Below are 16,295 nucleotides of genomic sequence, written 5' to 3' on the forward strand. Positions count from 1 at the left end.
GTTTGAAAATTTAGGAGGGAAGGATATGAAGAACAAAAAGCTGGTAGCAATTATTGCAGCCGCTGTGGTAGTAGTAGCAGTTGTTCTGATAGCAATATTTGTTCCCAGGTCAAATGAGACAGGGAAAAATGATCTTGTAGATGCTACTCCGACACAAGCGCCTGCCACATCTACAGACACAACAACCGGACAGAGCGAGAAACCGCTGGTTGTTGGGTATCAACCTTTCAGTCAAAAATTCAGCCCATTTTTTGCCCAGACTGGTTATGACCAGGATGTTGTGAGTTTGACTCATGTAGAGCTGCTTACCACCGACAGATCGGGCGGTATTGTGTACAATGCAATTGAAGGGGAAACAAGGACATATAACGGAAACGAGCATTTTTACAATGGTATCGCGGATATTAAGGTTACATATGATGAAAAAGAGGATATAACCACTTACTATATTAAAATCAGAGATGACGTAAAATTCAGTGACGGGCATGTAATGGATGCCGACGATATCATATTCACATATTATGTACTTGCGGATCCGACTTATACAGGTTACACCACTTTGTATTCATATGATATTATAGGAATGAAAAACTACAGATTAAATAACTCAATGGCAGAACAGATTGATGTAACAGCCGATGAAGTGAAGGCAGAACTGGCAAATCCCAGTGCTGAAACCACTGAAGCCATTAAACAGTTTGTCGCCGACACTCTTACATCGGAACTTGAATGGGTAAAATCATTGTACGGAAATCCGAGCTATGCTGAATATACTGAAAAGTATCCGAACGCAAAGGATTTGTTTGCATATTTCTATAGCATAGATGAAAACTATGATTCGTCCGCAGTCGCAGATGAATCGCAGGTTCTTGCCGACATTATCGCACAGTACGGCGATGACTGGAAAGCTCTTGGCAACAACTACGGTGGAAGCGAAACATATTTCCAGGCTGATATTGAAAGCAAGGTAAAAGATGTATTACTCAACAAGAAACTTGCTGTATCAGGTGGTACAGAAGTTGACTATATTGAAGGTATCAAAAAGCTGAGCCAGACAGAAGTTGAAGTAAAATGCCGTGGTTTTGAAGCTCCTGCAGTATACACTATCTGCGGTATTTGGGTCGCTCCTCTGCATTACTACGGCGATGAATCCATGTACGATTACGAGAATCACAAATTCGGTTTCCCGAAAGGCGATCTTTCAATAATTGAGTCCAAGACCACACAGCCGATGGGAGCCGGACCTTATAAGTTCATAAAATATGAAAACAAGGTTGTTTACCTTGAAGCTAATGAAAATTACTACAAGGGTGCGCCTAAGATCAAGTACCTGCAGCTGAAAGAAACAACTGATGGTGAAATGATCAACGGTGTGGCCACCGGTGTTATAGATCTGGCTAATCCGTCAGGTTCAGTTGCAAAGATGAATGAAATTAAGAAGATTAACTCCAACGGTCAGCTTACCGGTGACGTGATCACATCCAGCCTGGTTGACAACCTTGGTTACGGTTATATCGGTATTAATGCCGATAACGTTAATGTTGGCGGCGATCCGGGTTCAGAAGCCAGCAAGAACCTGAGAAAGGCTTTTGCAACACTGTTTGCTGTTTACCGCGATGTCGCCATTGACAGTTACTATGCTGATGCAGCAACGGTAATCAACTATCCGATTTCAAGTACATCATGGGCTGCTCCTCAGAAAACAGATGAAGGGTATGAGGTAGCATATTCCAAGGATGTAAACGGCAATCCTATTTATACTGCTGATATGGTCGCCGAGGATAAGTATGAAGCCGCGCTGCAGGCAGCAATAGGTTATTTCAAGGCGGCAGGGTATACGTTCGATGAATCAACCGGTAAATTCGTAGCTGCTCCTGAAGGCGCGAAGATGAAGTATGAAGTGATGATTCCTGCTGATGGTGTAGGTGATCACCCGGCATTTTCAATACTGAAAGATACACAGGCCGCACTTGAAAAGATTGGTATAACCCTTGAAATAAATGACCTGACAGACGCTAATGAACTGTGGGATTCAATTAACGCAAACACCCACGAAATGTGGGCTGCTACATGGGGTGCTACAATAGATCCCGACATGTATCAGGTTTACCACAGCTCCAACCGCATCGGAAGAGGCGGTACTGACAGTAACAGTTATAACATAAACGATCCGGAACTTGACCAGATTATAATGGAAGCAAGAAGAAGCCCGGATCAGGCTTACAGAAAAGCGTTGTATAAGAGAGCTTTGGATATTATACTTGACTGGGGCGTAGTAATACCGACATATCAGAGACAGAACTTGGTTATCTTCAGTACCCAGAGAATCAACACAGATACAATTACACCTGATATTTCAACCTATTATGAGTGGTTTAGAGAAATTGAAAAAATGGAAATGAGATAAAGGCTAAGGCTAATGAGTTGTTATCCGGAGCCCGCAACTGCGGGCTCTAAACTTATTAAGCCCGTTTGGAATTTATTTATAGTGGAATCATTTCATAAGTATATAAACATAAATCCGAAACGGGAAAATTGCAAAGAGGGGTCAACTGATGGGTAAATATATTGTTAAAAGACTATTGCTTTGTTTACTTCTGCTGTTTTTTACTTCGCTGATAATATACACAATAATGCGCTGCCTTCCGTCTTCCTATGTTGAGAATATGGCGCGGGAACTTGCGACCAGACCGGGAGCCAAAAGCTATTCCGAATGGCTGGCCCAGTTGAATGCGAAATATGGGTTGGATGTCGGTATTTTAAAAGGTTACCTGTTCTGGCTTAAGAATGCCATCAGGGGAGACTTTGGAGATTCATGGCAGTTTACCGTGCCCGTAACAAAGAAGTTTTCCGAGGTTATTTGGGACTCTTTTGCGTTGGGGGCAATCTCATTTATTCTTGAAATATTGATTGCAATCCCGTTGGGTATACTTGCGGCAAGAAAACAGTACAGCAGGATTGACTATGCCGTTACGGTATTCGCGCTTTTGGGAATTTCGTTGCCGACGTTTTTCTTTGCCACTGTGCTAAAACTTATTTTCTCTGTTAAGTTAGGATGGTTTGATCTTTACGGTAAAGTGGGAAGGTATCATGAACAGCTTGATGCGTTTGGCAAGTTTCTTGATATAGCATCCCACTATGTTCTGCCGGTTGTAACGTTAACCATTGTTAATATAGGAAGCCTGATGCGTTACACCAGAACCAACATGCTGGAAGTTTTAAATTCCGATTATATAAGAACAGCCCGTGCAAAGGGGTTGCCTGAAAGCAAGGTCATTAATAAGCATGCTTTCAGGAATACGCTTATTCCTCTTGTAACTATTCTGGGCGGTTCCCTTCCCGGTCTTTTTGCCGGAGCAATGGTTACGGAGACACTTTTCCAGATACCCGGAATAGGATATACATCTTATCTGGCAATCCGAAGCGGGGATATACCGTTTACAATGTTTTATATGACATTCATGGCATTGCTTACACTTCTTGGAGCGTTAATATCCGATATTTTGTATGCCGTAGTGGATCCGCGTGTAAGAATTAGCTGATGAATGAGATTTAGGGGGTAAATCATTGTGGGTAACAACTATATTGAGAGAAATGATAATCCTATAAAACCTGTGGACAACGCTGACAAATTTTTAGGCGAGCATTTAAGTACCTCTTTAAGGCTGGACGATGAGCAGAGGGTAAAGGTTTTATCCCCGGGAATGCTTGTATTCAAAAGGTTTGTTCGAAACAAGCTTGCTATTGCCGGTTTCTTTATCATCGTATTTATGTTTTTGTTTTCGTTTGTTGGCGGGCTTTTGAGTCCGTATAATGAAACACAGGTATTTACGCATGTAGGCATGATGCAGAAGGAATATGCCAGTGTAACACATAACAATCAGTTCAGATATACCGTTGCGGAAGGAAAACAGTACAACGATTCGGTCCATGCCCAGTTTATACTGGCAAAAAACCGGGGGGATTCTTTCTTTACCTTTAATGACACAGAGTATTTCATAGTTCAGGAAGCAGAAGATTTCTACCGGATAATGCAGGTTATGCCCGTTGCGGAAATCACAAATTTCAAAGGCATTTTTGCCGTACATCCTAAAGACGGTTTTGCGGTTTCGGAAGATTTAAAAGCAGCCATATTAGCCGCTATTGATTCCGGTGAAAGTAAATTTGAATTTGAAGGGGACTTATACACGGTAAAAAGTCAAAACAGGGGTTATGTTCTTGGAAAAGCTGAGAATGCTGCTTTAGAATCAATGCTTATAATAGATCCGGCGGAAAAGGATTTTGACATTGGTTTTGACTTTAAATACGCTGCGGAAAAGGCTATCCGTAGTACCGACTCAGGCACTTTTTCGGTACACGGGGAGAATTTCAAGATAGACGAGTATAACGAAATGTCGGTTGTATATCTGCTGAAACCATCGGGTGAAAAGGTCCCGTATGCAATTGTATCCGAACTGGCTGTTCAGCCTTCTTCTCCGGAGATCTTTTTAACCATTGATTTTAAAGCAGCCATTCAGAAAGCGGTATTGAACGGTGAGACTTCTTTCGTTTTTGAAGATGAAAGCGGAAGTAAGGAATATACGATAACAAAACTGAACAATGTTTATACAATAAAAACCGAATCGCCGACTCATTTAATTTCCATGTACGAGCCGCCGTCAGAAAAACACTGGCTTGGAACCGACGGCCATGGAATGGACGTGTTGACGCGCCTGATGTATGGCGGCAGAGTGTCTCTGCTGATCGGTTTTATCGTCGTATTTCTTGAGACCCTTATCGGTATTATACTGGGCGGAATAGCAGGATATTTCGGCAAATGGGTGGACATGCTTATAATGCGTATAGTCGACGTATTTAACTGTATTCCGTTTTTACCGCTGGTTATGATTGTCGGTGCCGTAATGGATGCACAGGATGTGGAACCGCAGGTAAGAATATATTATCTGATGTTAATTCTTGGCATAATGAGCTGGCCGGGTATAGCAAGAATGGTACGCGGTCAGATTCTTTCGTTAAGAGAGCAGGAATTTATGATTGCTACCGAGGCGGTTGGATTAAGAACTTCCAAACGAATATTCAAACATCTGGTGCCCAATGTAATTCCTCAGATTATTGTTTTGGCAACACTGGGACTTGGAAACATAATACTCTATGAATCTACTCTCAGTTACTTCGGGCTTGGAGTTAAGTTTCCATATGCTTCGTGGGGTAACATAATAAGTGCCGTATCAACGGCCTATGAAATGACTAACTACTGGTTTGTATGGGTACCTGCAGGACTTTTGATATTACTTACTGTGTTGGGGTTCAATTTTGTCGGTGACGGCCTGCGAGATGCTTTTGACCCCAAGATGAAAAGGTAGGTGCTGGTGATGGAGAACAAAAACAACGGAAACAGAAAACCGGGCATAATTACGGGAATAGCTTTAAAACGAAAGATAAAAAAAGCCAATTATATATCTGCAAAGGAAGCAAGAAGAATTGCAAAAGAAAACAAAAAAATAATGATGGAGTATGAAAAACGCTATAACAGAAAGAACGTACCCGAGGAAGAATTCAGAACCGTAATGCGTGATCCAAACAATGTTGTTGAAATAGATAATCTGCATACCTATTTCTTTACCGACATAGGAGTTGTCAAGGCTGTTAACGGCGTAAGCTTCGACATACCCAAAGGAAAGACGGTGGGTGTGGTAGGAGAATCCGGATGCGGAAAGTCGGTTACAAGCCTTGCAATAATGCAGCTTCTTCAAAGACCGCTGGGGCAGATTGTGAGCGGTGAAATCAGGTTTGATGCAGGGGACTTTGTTTATGATATTGCCAAAACTCCCGCCGAAAGGATGCAGAAAATCAGAGGAAACAAGATAGCAATGATATTCCAGGAACCCATGACAAGCCTGAATCCGGTTTTCCGCATCGGGGATCAGCTTAATGAAGCCATTGCCCTGCATAATCCTCATTTTTCAAAAGAAGAGGTAAAGGCCAGAACCATCCGGATGCTGGAAATGGTGGGTATAGCAAATTCTCACGGTGTTTACAGAATGTTCCCACATGAGCTGTCAGGAGGCATGCGCCAGAGGGTAATGATAGCAATGGCCCTTTCCTGTGAGCCGAGGCTGATTATAGCCGATGAGCCCACTACAGCTTTGGACGTTACGATACAGGCGCAGATTCTGGACCTGCTTAGAAATCTTAAGGAAAAGATAAACAGCAGCATTATGCTTATAACACATGATTTGGGCGTAATCGCCGAAATGGCTGATTATGTTGTGGTCATGTATGCCGGGAAGGTAGTGGAAAAGGGCACTGCAAAAGATATATTCCATAACCCGGCTCATCCTTATACGATAGGGCTGATGAAGAGTAAGCCGGTAGTTAACAGAAGGGTGGACAGACTATACAGTATACCCGGCAATGTCCCGAACCCTGTAAACATGCCGAATTACTGCTATTTCAGGGACAGATGCGACAGATGCATCAAAGCTTGTGACGGGGAATATCCTCCGGAGATTCATTTAAACGATACCCATGTGGTAAGCTGCTATCTGTATTCACAGAAGGAGGCCCAGAAATGACTAAAACATTGGAAGATATCCAAGCAAATGTTAACAAAAACGCCGATAACGAAGATTATATATTGGTAGTTAAAAATCTGAAGAAATACTATCCGATTAAAAAAGGTTTGTTTTCAAGGACAAGCGGATATGTTAAAGCAATAGACGGAGTAAGCTTTAAGATAAAGCGCGGGACCACAATGGGCCTCGTAGGGGAATCGGGCTGTGGAAAGACCACCGTGGGAAAAACCATACTGAGGCTTACTGATAAAACCGATGGAGAAGTTTACTTCGACGGAATTCCGATTTTTGAACTGGACAGGAAACAACTCCGCAAACTGCGTCCGCGAATCCAGCTTATATTTCAGGACCCGTATTCCAGCCTGTCGCCAAGGTTACCTGTCGGCGAAATAATAGGTGAGGCGGTAAAGGACAATAATATTGTGCCGAAGGAAGAGTACGAGGATTATATTACTAAAATAATGCTTGACTGCGGGCTGCAGCCTTATCACAAAGACAGGTATCCCCATGAATTTTCGGGCGGGCAGAGGCAGAGAATCTGTATTGCCCGGGCAATCGCGCTGAAGCCTGAATTTATAGTGTGCGACGAGCCGGTTTCTGCGCTCGACGTGTCAATTCAGGCGCAGATAATCAATCTTCTTAAGGACTTGCAGGAGAAATATAAACTGACATATTTGTTTATATCCCACGATTTGTCGGTTGTTGAACATATATCCGACACCGTAGGGGTAATGTATCTCGGAAACCTGGTTGAATTTGCAGATAAGGAAACGATTTTCAAAAATCCGCTTCATCCTTATACAAGGGCGTTATTCAGCGCAATACCCATTCCCGATCCCGACGTAAAGATGAAACGGATAATACTTGAGGGAAGCCTTCCCTCACCGGCAAATCCGCCAAGCGGATGCAAATTCCATACAAGGTGTTATGAATGTATGGAAATATGCAAAAAGGTACCTCCGCGGGAGATTGAAGTGGAAAAAGGACATACTGTTGTATGTCATTTATACGACAAGGAAGTTGTCAAGTGAAAGATTACGGGACATAATATAAAAAGTGAGCTGTAATGAGAAAAAAAATTTATGATGATGACGACGGAAGAGTTATTGCAAATATGAATATTGAGGGCACGCCGTGGTATGTGCCCGGAAAGCATGGCGAGGCCAATCCCGTGTCCGAAGAAAACATGCCCGGCAAAAAAGAGATGTTTCATATCATAATGGGCGCTCTTGCTGCCGGGCTGCTTATTGGCATTGTGTTTATCGCTGCCTTCTTTTTGTTCATACTCTTTTGTACCGAGGTTTGGTTTAAGTGAGTTTCGTACTGAAAGAATGAATTATTGAAAATTATGACAAAGGGTTAACCAGGGTTAATGCCATGGAAAAGAGTAAAAAAAACGAAAATGATAAACTTAAGGATTTCAGGCGATATCTGGAGCCTTGCCCGCATTGCGGCAGGGAAATTCTGTATCATATGACCCAGTGTCCTTTCTGCAAGAAGGAAGTAAATTTCAAATACTATAAGCCGATGGATCCTGAAAAGGCTAAAACAATTAAAGTGATATTAGCCATAATAGGGTTTATTGTTGTCTTTATTTTGCTGTTTTATATGAACAGATCCTAAAGCACGCCTGACCGGCTAAAACGCGCCGGTCAGGGCAAACTACTTCAAAAGCGGGAGTGGGTATGGATAGAAGAGTACCGTTGTCAGAGCTTCAAAACAGAATGCGGCGGTTCAGGGACGTGATGGATAAAATTAACCCTGACTGGCGGCTGGCTGTGATTTTCAGTAAGGTTAACCAGTATTATTTTACCGGCACGATGCAGGATGGAATGATTTTAATACCCAGGGAACGCGATGCTGAATACTGGGTCAGAAGAAGTTACGACAGGGCCGTGGATGAGTCCTTTTTTCCGAATATAAAGCCTATGAACAGCTTCAGGGATGCCGCTGCGGAGTATGGAAATGTCCCGCCTGAGATATATCTTGAAACAGAAATAGTTCCGCTGGCTCTAATTGAAAGGTTTAAGAAATATTTTCCTTTTGAGACTGTGAAACCTGCCGATAAGGCCATAAACTTGGTCAGGGCGGTAAAAAGCGGATATGAACTTGAATTGATGAAGAAGGCCGGAAGTATTCACCGGAAAGTCCTGGAAGAAAAGGTGCCTGCAATTTTTGAAGAAGGTATGAGCGAGGCAGAGCTTGCATTAAAATTATACTTAATTATGGTTGAGGAAGGTCATGACGCCACCGTCCGATTCGGTATGTTTGACACTCCTATGGTTATGGGACATATTGCTTTTGGCGAAAGTTCAGTCTACCCGACGTTTTTTGACGGCCCGGGTGGAAATTACGGAATGAGTCCGGCTGTACCTTCGTTTGGGAGCAGGGAGCGTAAACTCAGAACCGGGGATTTGGTATTCATTGACGCTGCCTGTGCCGTTGACGGATATCATACCGATAAAACAATGACCTACATGTTTCGCAAAACTTTGCCCGGGAATGTGATTGATATTCATAAAAGGTGCCTGGAGATACAGAACGAAGTGGCGTCAATGCTGAAACCCGGAGCAATCCCGGCTGAAATATATAAATCTGTAATGAATAAACTAAGCCCTGATTTTGCTGACAATTTTATGGGGTTTGGAAAGCGGAGGGTTAAGTTTATCGGGCATGGAATTGGTCTGAATGTGGACGAATACCCTGTAATTGCCGACGGGTTTTATGAGCCGCTGCAGGAGGGAATGGTCATAGCAATTGAACCCAAAAAGGGAATTGAGGGCGTCGGAATGGTAGGAGTGGAAAATACGTTTATAGTCACTCCGGCCGGAGGCGTTTGCATAACAGGCGAAAGTCCGGGACTTATACCGGTACAAGTTTGAGCATGCAGCATGGGTGGACAGGTGAATGGCCTGTCCCTTTTTGTTTGCTAAATATTTATCCTGGTTATATTAATAGTTTTTTCTTATATTAAGTTTTTTTACTAATATTAAGTTTTTTCAAAAATTATATTCTCACGCTTGAAAATAAGGAAAAATTATGCTAAAAAGTTGTTATCGTGTATAAATTAGATTTTACAGTCTTTTATATATAAAAAATAGTGAGGAGAAAATATGAACGAGCATTGCAACAGTTTTATGTCGTTGAAAAACGAATTAACGGACATAAACGCGATAGAACAGTACCTGCTGAACAGTCAGTTCGGAATTGCTGTTTACAGAGCCAGGGACATGGTTTTGGTTGAAGCGAATCAAGTATGGCTGAACAGGCTGGACGAACCGTTTAACAATAAAAGTTTCTCTGTCGGAAAACCTGTTAATGAAATAATTACAGGCTGGAAAGGAAGCGCTTTTGAAAAAATCTGGAATATTGCCGTCCAGACAAAAAAAGGGGTTAACCTTCCTGAGTATCGATACAGCGGGATGAAAAAGGGGATCTCCTACTGGAATATATCATTAACACCGATTTTGTATTGTGGTGAACCGTTATACATTGTAGAAACTTCTTTTGACGTCACCGAGACGGTAATAAACAGAAATCAGGAAAACAGCAGGAATGCCCAGCTTTCAAGGCAATACAGGAATTTTGAAACCGTCGTTGAAAATATGTCGGATGCCCTTTTTGTGGTTTATCCGGACTACAGTATAGTGGCGCTTAATCAGGAAGCACATATAGTAAAGCATTTTTTTAACAGTTTTAAATATAATTCGCCTCCGGTTAACATAAAGTATTACGACGCAAATGACAACGAAATACCATACAATGATCTGCCGGTGTTTAAAATAATTAAAGGCGATATTTATGAGGCGTTCAGGGTAACGGTTGTTACCCGGGAAGACACTCATCATTACAGTATAAGCGGAAGGCCCGTATACGACAATTACAGCAATACATACTTTTCCATTATATCAATTCGGGATATTACCAGTCAGGTTAATAATGATTATTATCTGCTGAAACTTGAAAAAGAAAGGAAAGAATACCTGGAAAGGGTCATCAAGGTTAAAGATAATTTTCTTACACTAATCTCTCACGAGTTTAAAACCCCGTTAACGGTTATAATGACAGCTATTCAGGCCATGGAGCTGTTTTGTGGAAATGAATTGAGCGATAAAGCCAAAAGATATATAAATACGATAAAACAGAATACTTTAAGACAATTCAGGCTTGTCAGAAATCTTCTGGATATTACAAGAGGAACTGCCGATCAGATCCGGCTTAATAACAGGAATATTGATATTGTTTCACTCACAAGGCTTATAACCGAATCTGTCAGAATATATGCCCTTCAGAAAGAACTGAATGTATCGTTTTATTCCAATGTTTCGGAGAAAACGGTGTGTATTGATGACGAAAAATACGAACGCATACTTCTTAATATTTTGTCAAATGCGATTAAATTTACACCAAAGGGTAAAAATGTTAAAGTTGTGCTCACGGTCAAAAACGGGTATATAAACCTGGCGGTTAAGGATGAAGGAATTGGGATTCCGGAAGATAAACTTGATGTGATATTTGAGCGTTTTGGCCAGGTGGATTCAAGCCTTTCCAGACAGGCTGAGGGAAGCGGGATAGGGCTTTATCTGGTTAAAATGTTTGTGGAAAAAATGGGCGGGACCATATCTGTTAAAAGTAAGCCCTTTCACGGAACCACCTTTTTGGTAAGGCTCCCTGACACATCTGAGACAGCCGATACTAATGATGTCAGATATGAGGAAGGTGAAAACAGGAAAATTGTGGATATGATGAATATTGAATTTTCCGATATTTATTTCTCAAAATAACTGCAAGTTTTACTTAAATCCTTTAAAATATTATTGTTTTCATTTATAATAGGACAAGGGGTTTATACTTTTTGCCCCGGAATATTTAACGGATACAGTGGGCTATGGAAATGAAGAAAGGGAAAATATATCGGATCATACTGATTATAATCGGGGTTATAGGAATACTTGATACAATTGTCGTAAGGGATTTCGTTAATGGCATGGACCTTGGTGTTTTATTACCGTCGTTAATCGGTATCGCCTGTATTTTATGGTCGCTGAAACCAATGTATGAGAAATATTTGAACAAGGTTAATCCTGTGTTGCGCCGTATTGTGTACTGGTGTTTCCTTCTTTTTTTATTTCTTTTTATAACCGTTGAAGGGGCAATAGTTTTAGGCGGAAAATATATACGGGATTATGATATTAAGCCTGATTACATATTGGTTCTGGGAGCAGGCATATATGCGGACGGGAACCCTACGCCTGCGCTTGAGGAAAGGCTTTTGCTGAGCATAGACTATGCAAATCGGTACCCTGAGGCGTATATTGTCGTATCGGGCGGACAGGGAAAGAATGAACCTGTACCTGAAGCCCATGCGATGGCCCAATACCTGATAAGGAAAGGCATCAGCCCCGACAGGATTATTATTGAAGACAAGGCTACCAGTACTATGGAGAACTTCAAATTTACAAAGGAATTAATTGACAGCGGCAAAAAAATAGCCTTTATAACCAATGATTTTCACGTGCTTCGTTCCACAATGCTTGCCAGAAGAAACGGGCTGGACGCTTACGGATACGGCACTCCAACACCCGGGATCGTGCTTATAAACTGTTACCTGAGGGAATTTTTTGCAATGGTTAAGTCCTTTCTTTTTGATCATCCGTAAATCCGGCGGGTGGGCTGCTCTTTTCCCTGTTTTTGATAATTGCATCCAGAATTTCCACGTAGATTTCTTGGGGGAATTCGGTCCAGTTCTTGCATATATTGCGGGCATCTTCCTTTGTTCCCGCCGCCAGTTTGATTTCGATTAACGAAAAATCATTTTCCCTGATCTTGCAGACTACAGTATATCCGTCGCCTTCGGGATAGTAGTCTGCCGTAATCATGGTTTCGGCATGAATTCTGTTTTTTATTTCGGATATGCTGTCTTTCAGAAGTTTCTTCAAACCGGCGGGCAGTATGGATTCAAACATGTTTAACACCCATAAGCCCTTGTCGGTGATTGTATAATATGAAATGCCTTCTTTTTTATCTACCGTCACCAGACCTTCTTCAATCAGTTCGCTTAAATATTGCTGCATGTAAAAATAGTTCATCAGTCTGTTTTCCTGCATTATTCTTACAAACTGCATGCTTCCTATGGGGATTTCAATGATTTTGAGGAAATAGAGGATCAGAATCTTTTTTTCAGCGATATCTGAGTATTCGGTCATCGGTAGAAAATTTTACCTCCTTCAGCCATAAAAATAAGGGACCATAAATTTATTATACATACGTTGCAAAAGTTTAACAACGCCCTTGATTTCCGTAAGCATTTTACAGTGGATGGAATCTGCACCGGCAAGGATCATAGTCAGGCTCAGAATCAGTGCGGACGTGTGAGTCCTGTTATTGTTTCAGTACCGTAATGAATTTTCCATAATGACTTAATTGCATTTTTCAAAACGGTTCTGTACAGCTCTTTATTTACTTGACATACAGACTTAATAATTTATAATAAGGTTATAATAAATGGCTTAATGACAATTTATGAAAGTTTTGCTTGAAGAAAATTCATACGGAAAGCAGGTGTTTAGTATGGCCGGCACAATCACCGAAAAAATACTTGACAGGCATATAATTGAAGGCGAGAAAAAGCCGGGTGCGGAAATTGCACTGCGTATAGACAATACGCTTACTCAGGATGCGACAGGAACGATGGCCTATCTGCAGTTTGAGGCCATAGGCATAGATAGGGTAAGAACAGAGTTCAGCGTAAGTTTTGTTGATCATAACATGCTTCAGACCGATTTTAAAAATGCGGATGACCACCGTTATCTTCAGTCGGTGGCGCAGCGATACGGCATTTATTTTTCCAAGCCCGGTAACGGTATTTGCCACCAGGTATTCCTTGAACGTTTCGCAAAACCAGGAAATACATTGATAGGATCAGACAGCCATACTCCAACCGCCGGGGGTATAGGATGCTTTGCGATGGGGGCTGGTGGTCTGGACGTGGCATGTGCCATGGCAGGCGCGCCTTTCAGGATTAAATATCCCAAAATTGTCGGGATACACCTTACCGGAAAATTGCAGCCATGGGTATCAGCAAAGGACGTTATTCTTGAGATACTCCGCAGGCTGGATGTTAAAGGCGGGGTCGGAAAAGTTCTTGAATATTTCGGCGAAGGTGTGAAAACTTTAAGTGTAACCGACAGGGCCACAATCGCAAATATGGGAACGGAAACAGGAGCCACGACAAGTATATTCCCCAGTGATGAAATTACAAGGGAATTTCTGCGAAGCCAGGGCAGGGAAGACCAGTGGATAGAACTGTTGCCCGATGAAAACGCTGAATATGACGAAATTATTGAAATAGATTTGTCAGCCATTGAGCCTATGGTGGCTTTGCCCCACAGCCCGGGAAATGTGGTTAAAGTCCGTGAAGCCGGAAAAATAAAGGTTGACCAGGTGGCGATAGGTTCATGCACAAATTCGTCATTAAGGGACCTGAAGGTTGTTGCGAACGTGTTGAAAGACAGAACGGTATGCAGTGATCTTCATGTAACTATAAGCCCTGGGTCACGACAGGTTGTTGAACACCTTATTGAAAGCGGTGAATACCGGTATCTGGTCAGAGCGGGAGTAAGGATTCTTGAGAATGCCTGCGGACCGTGTATAGGAATGGGCGCTGCTCCGAATTCGGGCGGTGTATCGGTAAGGACTTTTAACAGGAATTTTAAAGGCAGAACCGGAACCGCAGACGCGCAGGTTTATCTTGTGAGCCCTGAAACTGCCGTTGCAACAGCTATTACCGGATACCTTACCGACCCTCGTGAGCTTGGCGAATTTCCGAAATTCACAATGCCGGAAAAGTTTTTCATTAATGACAATATGATTCTTAAGCCGCTGCCCGAAGAGGAAGCCAGAAAAGTGCAGATTGTGAGAGGGCCGAATATTGCTCCGCTTCCTACTTTTGACCCGATAAGCGATACGCTGACAGGTAAGGTTCTTATCAAGGTGGAAGATAATATTACAACCGATCATATTATGCCTGCAGGCGCAAAAGTATTACCTTTAAGGAGCAATATTCCCGAAATATCGAAATTTGTGTTTGAAAGCCTTGACGGAAACTTTTATCATAAAGCTAAGGAAAATAACGGCGGGTTTATTGTCGCCGGAGAGAACTACGGTCAGGGCTCGAGCAGGGAACATGCCGCCCTTGCACCGAAATACCTGGGAATCAAGGCAGTTATTGCGAAATCTTTTGCCCGGATTCATCAGGCAAACCTGATAAATTTCGGTATTGTCCCGCTGACCTTTGCAAATCCAGAAGATTATGACGGCATTGACGAGATGGATGAACTGGAAATTTACATAGGGGACTTGCAGGGTGAGTGCACACTTTATAACAGGACAAAGGAAAAGAAAATTAAGCTTACCCATTCACTGTCGCGCCTTGATGCGGAAATATTGAAAACCGGCGGAAAACTTCCGTGGATTAAAAAGACTGCAGAGAAAGGAAATGCGAAATGAGTAAGATTGTGATGAAGACACCCCTTGTGGAGATGGACGGGGACGAAATGACCCGGATCATTTGGAGATATGTAAAGGACGAGCTCATACATCCTTTCATTGAGCTGAAGACCGAATATTATGATTTGGGGCTGGAATACCGTGACAAAACGGAGGATCAGGTGACAGTTGATGCTGCCGAGGCAACTAAAAAATACGGCGTTGCGGTAAAATGTGCGACAATAACGCCGAACGCCGAAAGGGTTAAAGAATATAACCTCAAAAAGATGTGGAAAAGTCCCAATGCTACCATCAGGGCAATACTGGACGGAACGGTGTTCAGGACCCCGATTGTTGTAAAAGGCATTGAGCCGTTTGTGAGAACGTGGAAGAAACCAATTTGTATTGCCCGCCATGCCTACGGGGACATTTATAAGAATACCGAAATGAGAATTGACAGGCCTGGTAAAGCCGAGCTGGTGTTTACCGACGAAAACGGAAATGAAACAAGAAGCCTGATTCATTCGTTTGACTCACACGGAATATTAATGGGAATGCATAACACCGACAAATCCATAAGAAGTTTTGCAAAAGCATGTTTCAATTATGCCCTTGATCAAAAAATGGATTTGTGGTTTGCTACCAAAGATACAATATCAAAAACATATGATCACCATTTTAAGGATATCTTTCAGGAAATTTATGAGAATGAGTACAAGGACAAGTTTAAGGAAGCAGGGATTGAGTATTTTTACACACTGATTGATGATGCGGTTGCCCGTGTAATTCGTTCCGAAGGCGGGTTTGTATGGGCTTGCAAGAATTATGACGGGGATGTTATGTCGGACATGGTTGCAACCGCATTCGGAAGCCTTGCCATGATGACCTCGGTACTTGTATCGCCTGAAGGTTATTATGAATATGAAGCAGCCCATGGAACGGTTCAGAGACATTATTACAAATACCTGAAAGGTGAACCTACTTCTACGAACTCGGTAGCGACCATATTCGCATGGACCGGTGCTTTAAGAAAACGTGGTGAGCTGGACGGATTAAGTGACCTTGTGGACTTCGCTGACAAACTGGAAGGTGCTGTGAAGCAGACAATTGAAGAAGGTGTTATGACCGGGGATTTGGCTGCCCTTTCGGTTTTGCCCGATAAGAAGACCGTCAATACCCTGGAATTTATAAAAGAGGTTAGAAAACGCCTTACTCAGGCGCTGAACAGCTAAA

At 42.3% G+C, this 16,295-nt stretch carries 13 protein-coding genes; 12 read left to right on the forward strand and 1 reads right to left on the reverse strand.

The genetic code is table 11. The features are described 5' to 3' along the window. The first annotated feature begins 25 nt into the window (after positions 1–25). The 10 genes from CST_RS03515 (at position 26) to CST_RS03560 (ending at position 12,234) form a co-directional block, all read left to right on the forward strand. Positions 26–2,407: an ABC transporter substrate-binding protein gene (locus CST_RS03515; RefSeq protein ID WP_015358453.1), complete on the forward strand. Its 2,382-nt coding sequence runs from the start codon at positions 26–28 to the stop codon at positions 2,405–2,407. 148 nt (positions 2,408–2,555) lie between these two features. Continuing rightward, positions 2,556–3,542, forward strand: a complete 987-nt coding sequence (locus CST_RS03520) for an ABC transporter permease (RefSeq protein WP_015358454.1) — start codon at positions 2,556–2,558, stop codon at positions 3,540–3,542. A 27-nt stretch (positions 3,543–3,569) separates the two neighbouring features. After that, a complete protein-coding gene (locus CST_RS03525; RefSeq protein WP_015358455.1) occupies positions 3,570–5,363 on the forward strand; it encodes an ABC transporter permease in 1,794 nt (597 codons plus the stop codon). A 204-nt stretch (positions 5,364–5,567) separates the two neighbouring features. Then, positions 5,568–6,575, forward strand: a complete 1,008-nt coding sequence (locus CST_RS03530; protein ID WP_335743720.1) for an ABC transporter ATP-binding protein — start codon at positions 5,568–5,570, stop codon at positions 6,573–6,575. After that, positions 6,572–7,606: an ABC transporter ATP-binding protein gene (locus tag CST_RS03535; protein ID WP_015358457.1), complete on the forward strand. Its 1,035-nt coding sequence runs from the start codon at positions 6,572–6,574 to the stop codon at positions 7,604–7,606. The genes CST_RS03530 and CST_RS03535 overlap by 4 nt, the downstream gene beginning before the upstream one ends. 35 nt (positions 7,607–7,641) lie before the next feature. Next, the gene (locus CST_RS03540; RefSeq protein WP_015358458.1) at positions 7,642–7,890 is read left to right on the forward strand and encodes a hypothetical protein; all 249 of its coding nucleotides are present in this window, start codon (positions 7,642–7,644) and stop codon (positions 7,888–7,890) included. A 62-nt stretch (positions 7,891–7,952) separates the two neighbouring features. After that, on the forward strand, positions 7,953–8,198 hold the full coding sequence (locus CST_RS03545) for a hypothetical protein (RefSeq protein WP_015358459.1): 246 nt from the start codon (positions 7,953–7,955) through the stop codon (positions 8,196–8,198). Between the two features lie 62 nt (positions 8,199–8,260). Next, a complete protein-coding gene (locus tag CST_RS03550; RefSeq protein WP_015358460.1) occupies positions 8,261–9,457 on the forward strand; it encodes a M24 family metallopeptidase in 1,197 nt (398 codons plus the stop codon). Between the two features lie 255 nt (positions 9,458–9,712). Next, positions 9,713–11,359, forward strand: a complete 1,647-nt coding sequence (locus tag CST_RS03555; RefSeq protein WP_242823587.1) for a PAS domain-containing sensor histidine kinase — start codon at positions 9,713–9,715, stop codon at positions 11,357–11,359. Between the two features lie 104 nt (positions 11,360–11,463). Continuing rightward, on the forward strand, positions 11,464–12,234 hold the full coding sequence (locus CST_RS03560; RefSeq protein WP_015358462.1) for a YdcF family protein: 771 nt from the start codon (positions 11,464–11,466) through the stop codon (positions 12,232–12,234). Here CST_RS03560 and CST_RS03565 read toward each other — a convergent pair. After that, positions 12,206–12,781: a DUF4364 family protein gene (locus CST_RS03565; RefSeq protein WP_015358463.1), complete on the reverse strand. Its 576-nt coding sequence runs from the start codon at positions 12,779–12,781 to the stop codon at positions 12,206–12,208. The two genes, CST_RS03560 and CST_RS03565, sit on opposite strands and share 29 nt — an antisense overlap. A 364-nt stretch (positions 12,782–13,145) precedes the next feature. On the opposite strand from CST_RS03565, the gene CST_RS03570 reads away from it, so the two are divergent. Then, positions 13,146–15,083: an aconitate hydratase gene (locus tag CST_RS03570; RefSeq protein WP_015484911.1), complete on the forward strand. Its 1,938-nt coding sequence runs from the start codon at positions 13,146–13,148 to the stop codon at positions 15,081–15,083. Then, a complete protein-coding gene (locus CST_RS03575) occupies positions 15,080–16,294 on the forward strand; it encodes an NADP-dependent isocitrate dehydrogenase (RefSeq protein WP_015358465.1) in 1,215 nt (404 codons plus the stop codon). The genes CST_RS03570 and CST_RS03575 overlap by 4 nt, the downstream gene beginning before the upstream one ends. Position 16,295: the final 1 nt, after the last annotated feature.

Source organism: Thermoclostridium stercorarium subsp. stercorarium DSM 8532 (assembly GCF_000331995.1).
In the GTDB taxonomy this organism is placed as follows: Bacteria; Bacillota; Clostridia; order DSM-8532; family DSM-8532; genus Thermoclostridium; species Thermoclostridium stercorarium.

Excerpts from the sequence above, each read along its gene's own strand:
- CST_RS03535 (WP_015358457.1), top strand. The coding sequence starts at position 6,572 with ATGACTAAAACATTGGAAGATATCCAAGCAAATGTTAACAAAAACGCC.
- CST_RS03520 (WP_015358454.1), top strand. The coding sequence starts at position 2,556 with ATGGGTAAATATATTGTTAAAAGACTATTGCTTTGTTTACTTCTGCTG.
- CST_RS03545 (WP_015358459.1), top strand. The coding sequence starts at position 7,953 with ATGGAAAAGAGTAAAAAAAACGAAAATGATAAACTTAAGGATTTCAGG.
- CST_RS03515 (WP_015358453.1), top strand. The coding sequence starts at position 26 with ATGAAGAACAAAAAGCTGGTAGCAATTATTGCAGCCGCTGTGGTAGTA.
- CST_RS03575 (WP_015358465.1), top strand. The coding sequence starts at position 15,080 with ATGAGTAAGATTGTGATGAAGACACCCCTTGTGGAGATGGACGGGGAC.
- CST_RS03555 (WP_242823587.1), top strand. The coding sequence starts at position 9,713 with ATGTCGTTGAAAAACGAATTAACGGACATAAACGCGATAGAACAGTAC.
- CST_RS03550 (WP_015358460.1), top strand. The coding sequence starts at position 8,261 with ATGGATAGAAGAGTACCGTTGTCAGAGCTTCAAAACAGAATGCGGCGG.
- CST_RS03540 (WP_015358458.1), top strand. The coding sequence starts at position 7,642 with ATGAGAAAAAAAATTTATGATGATGACGACGGAAGAGTTATTGCAAAT.
- CST_RS03565 (WP_015358463.1), bottom strand. The coding sequence starts at position 12,781 with ATGACCGAATACTCAGATATCGCTGAAAAAAAGATTCTGATCCTCTAT.
- CST_RS03570 (WP_015484911.1), top strand. The coding sequence starts at position 13,146 with ATGGCCGGCACAATCACCGAAAAAATACTTGACAGGCATATAATTGAA.
- CST_RS03560 (WP_015358462.1), top strand. The coding sequence starts at position 11,464 with ATGGAAATGAAGAAAGGGAAAATATATCGGATCATACTGATTATAATC.
- CST_RS03530 (WP_335743720.1), top strand. The coding sequence starts at position 5,568 with ATGCGTGATCCAAACAATGTTGTTGAAATAGATAATCTGCATACCTAT.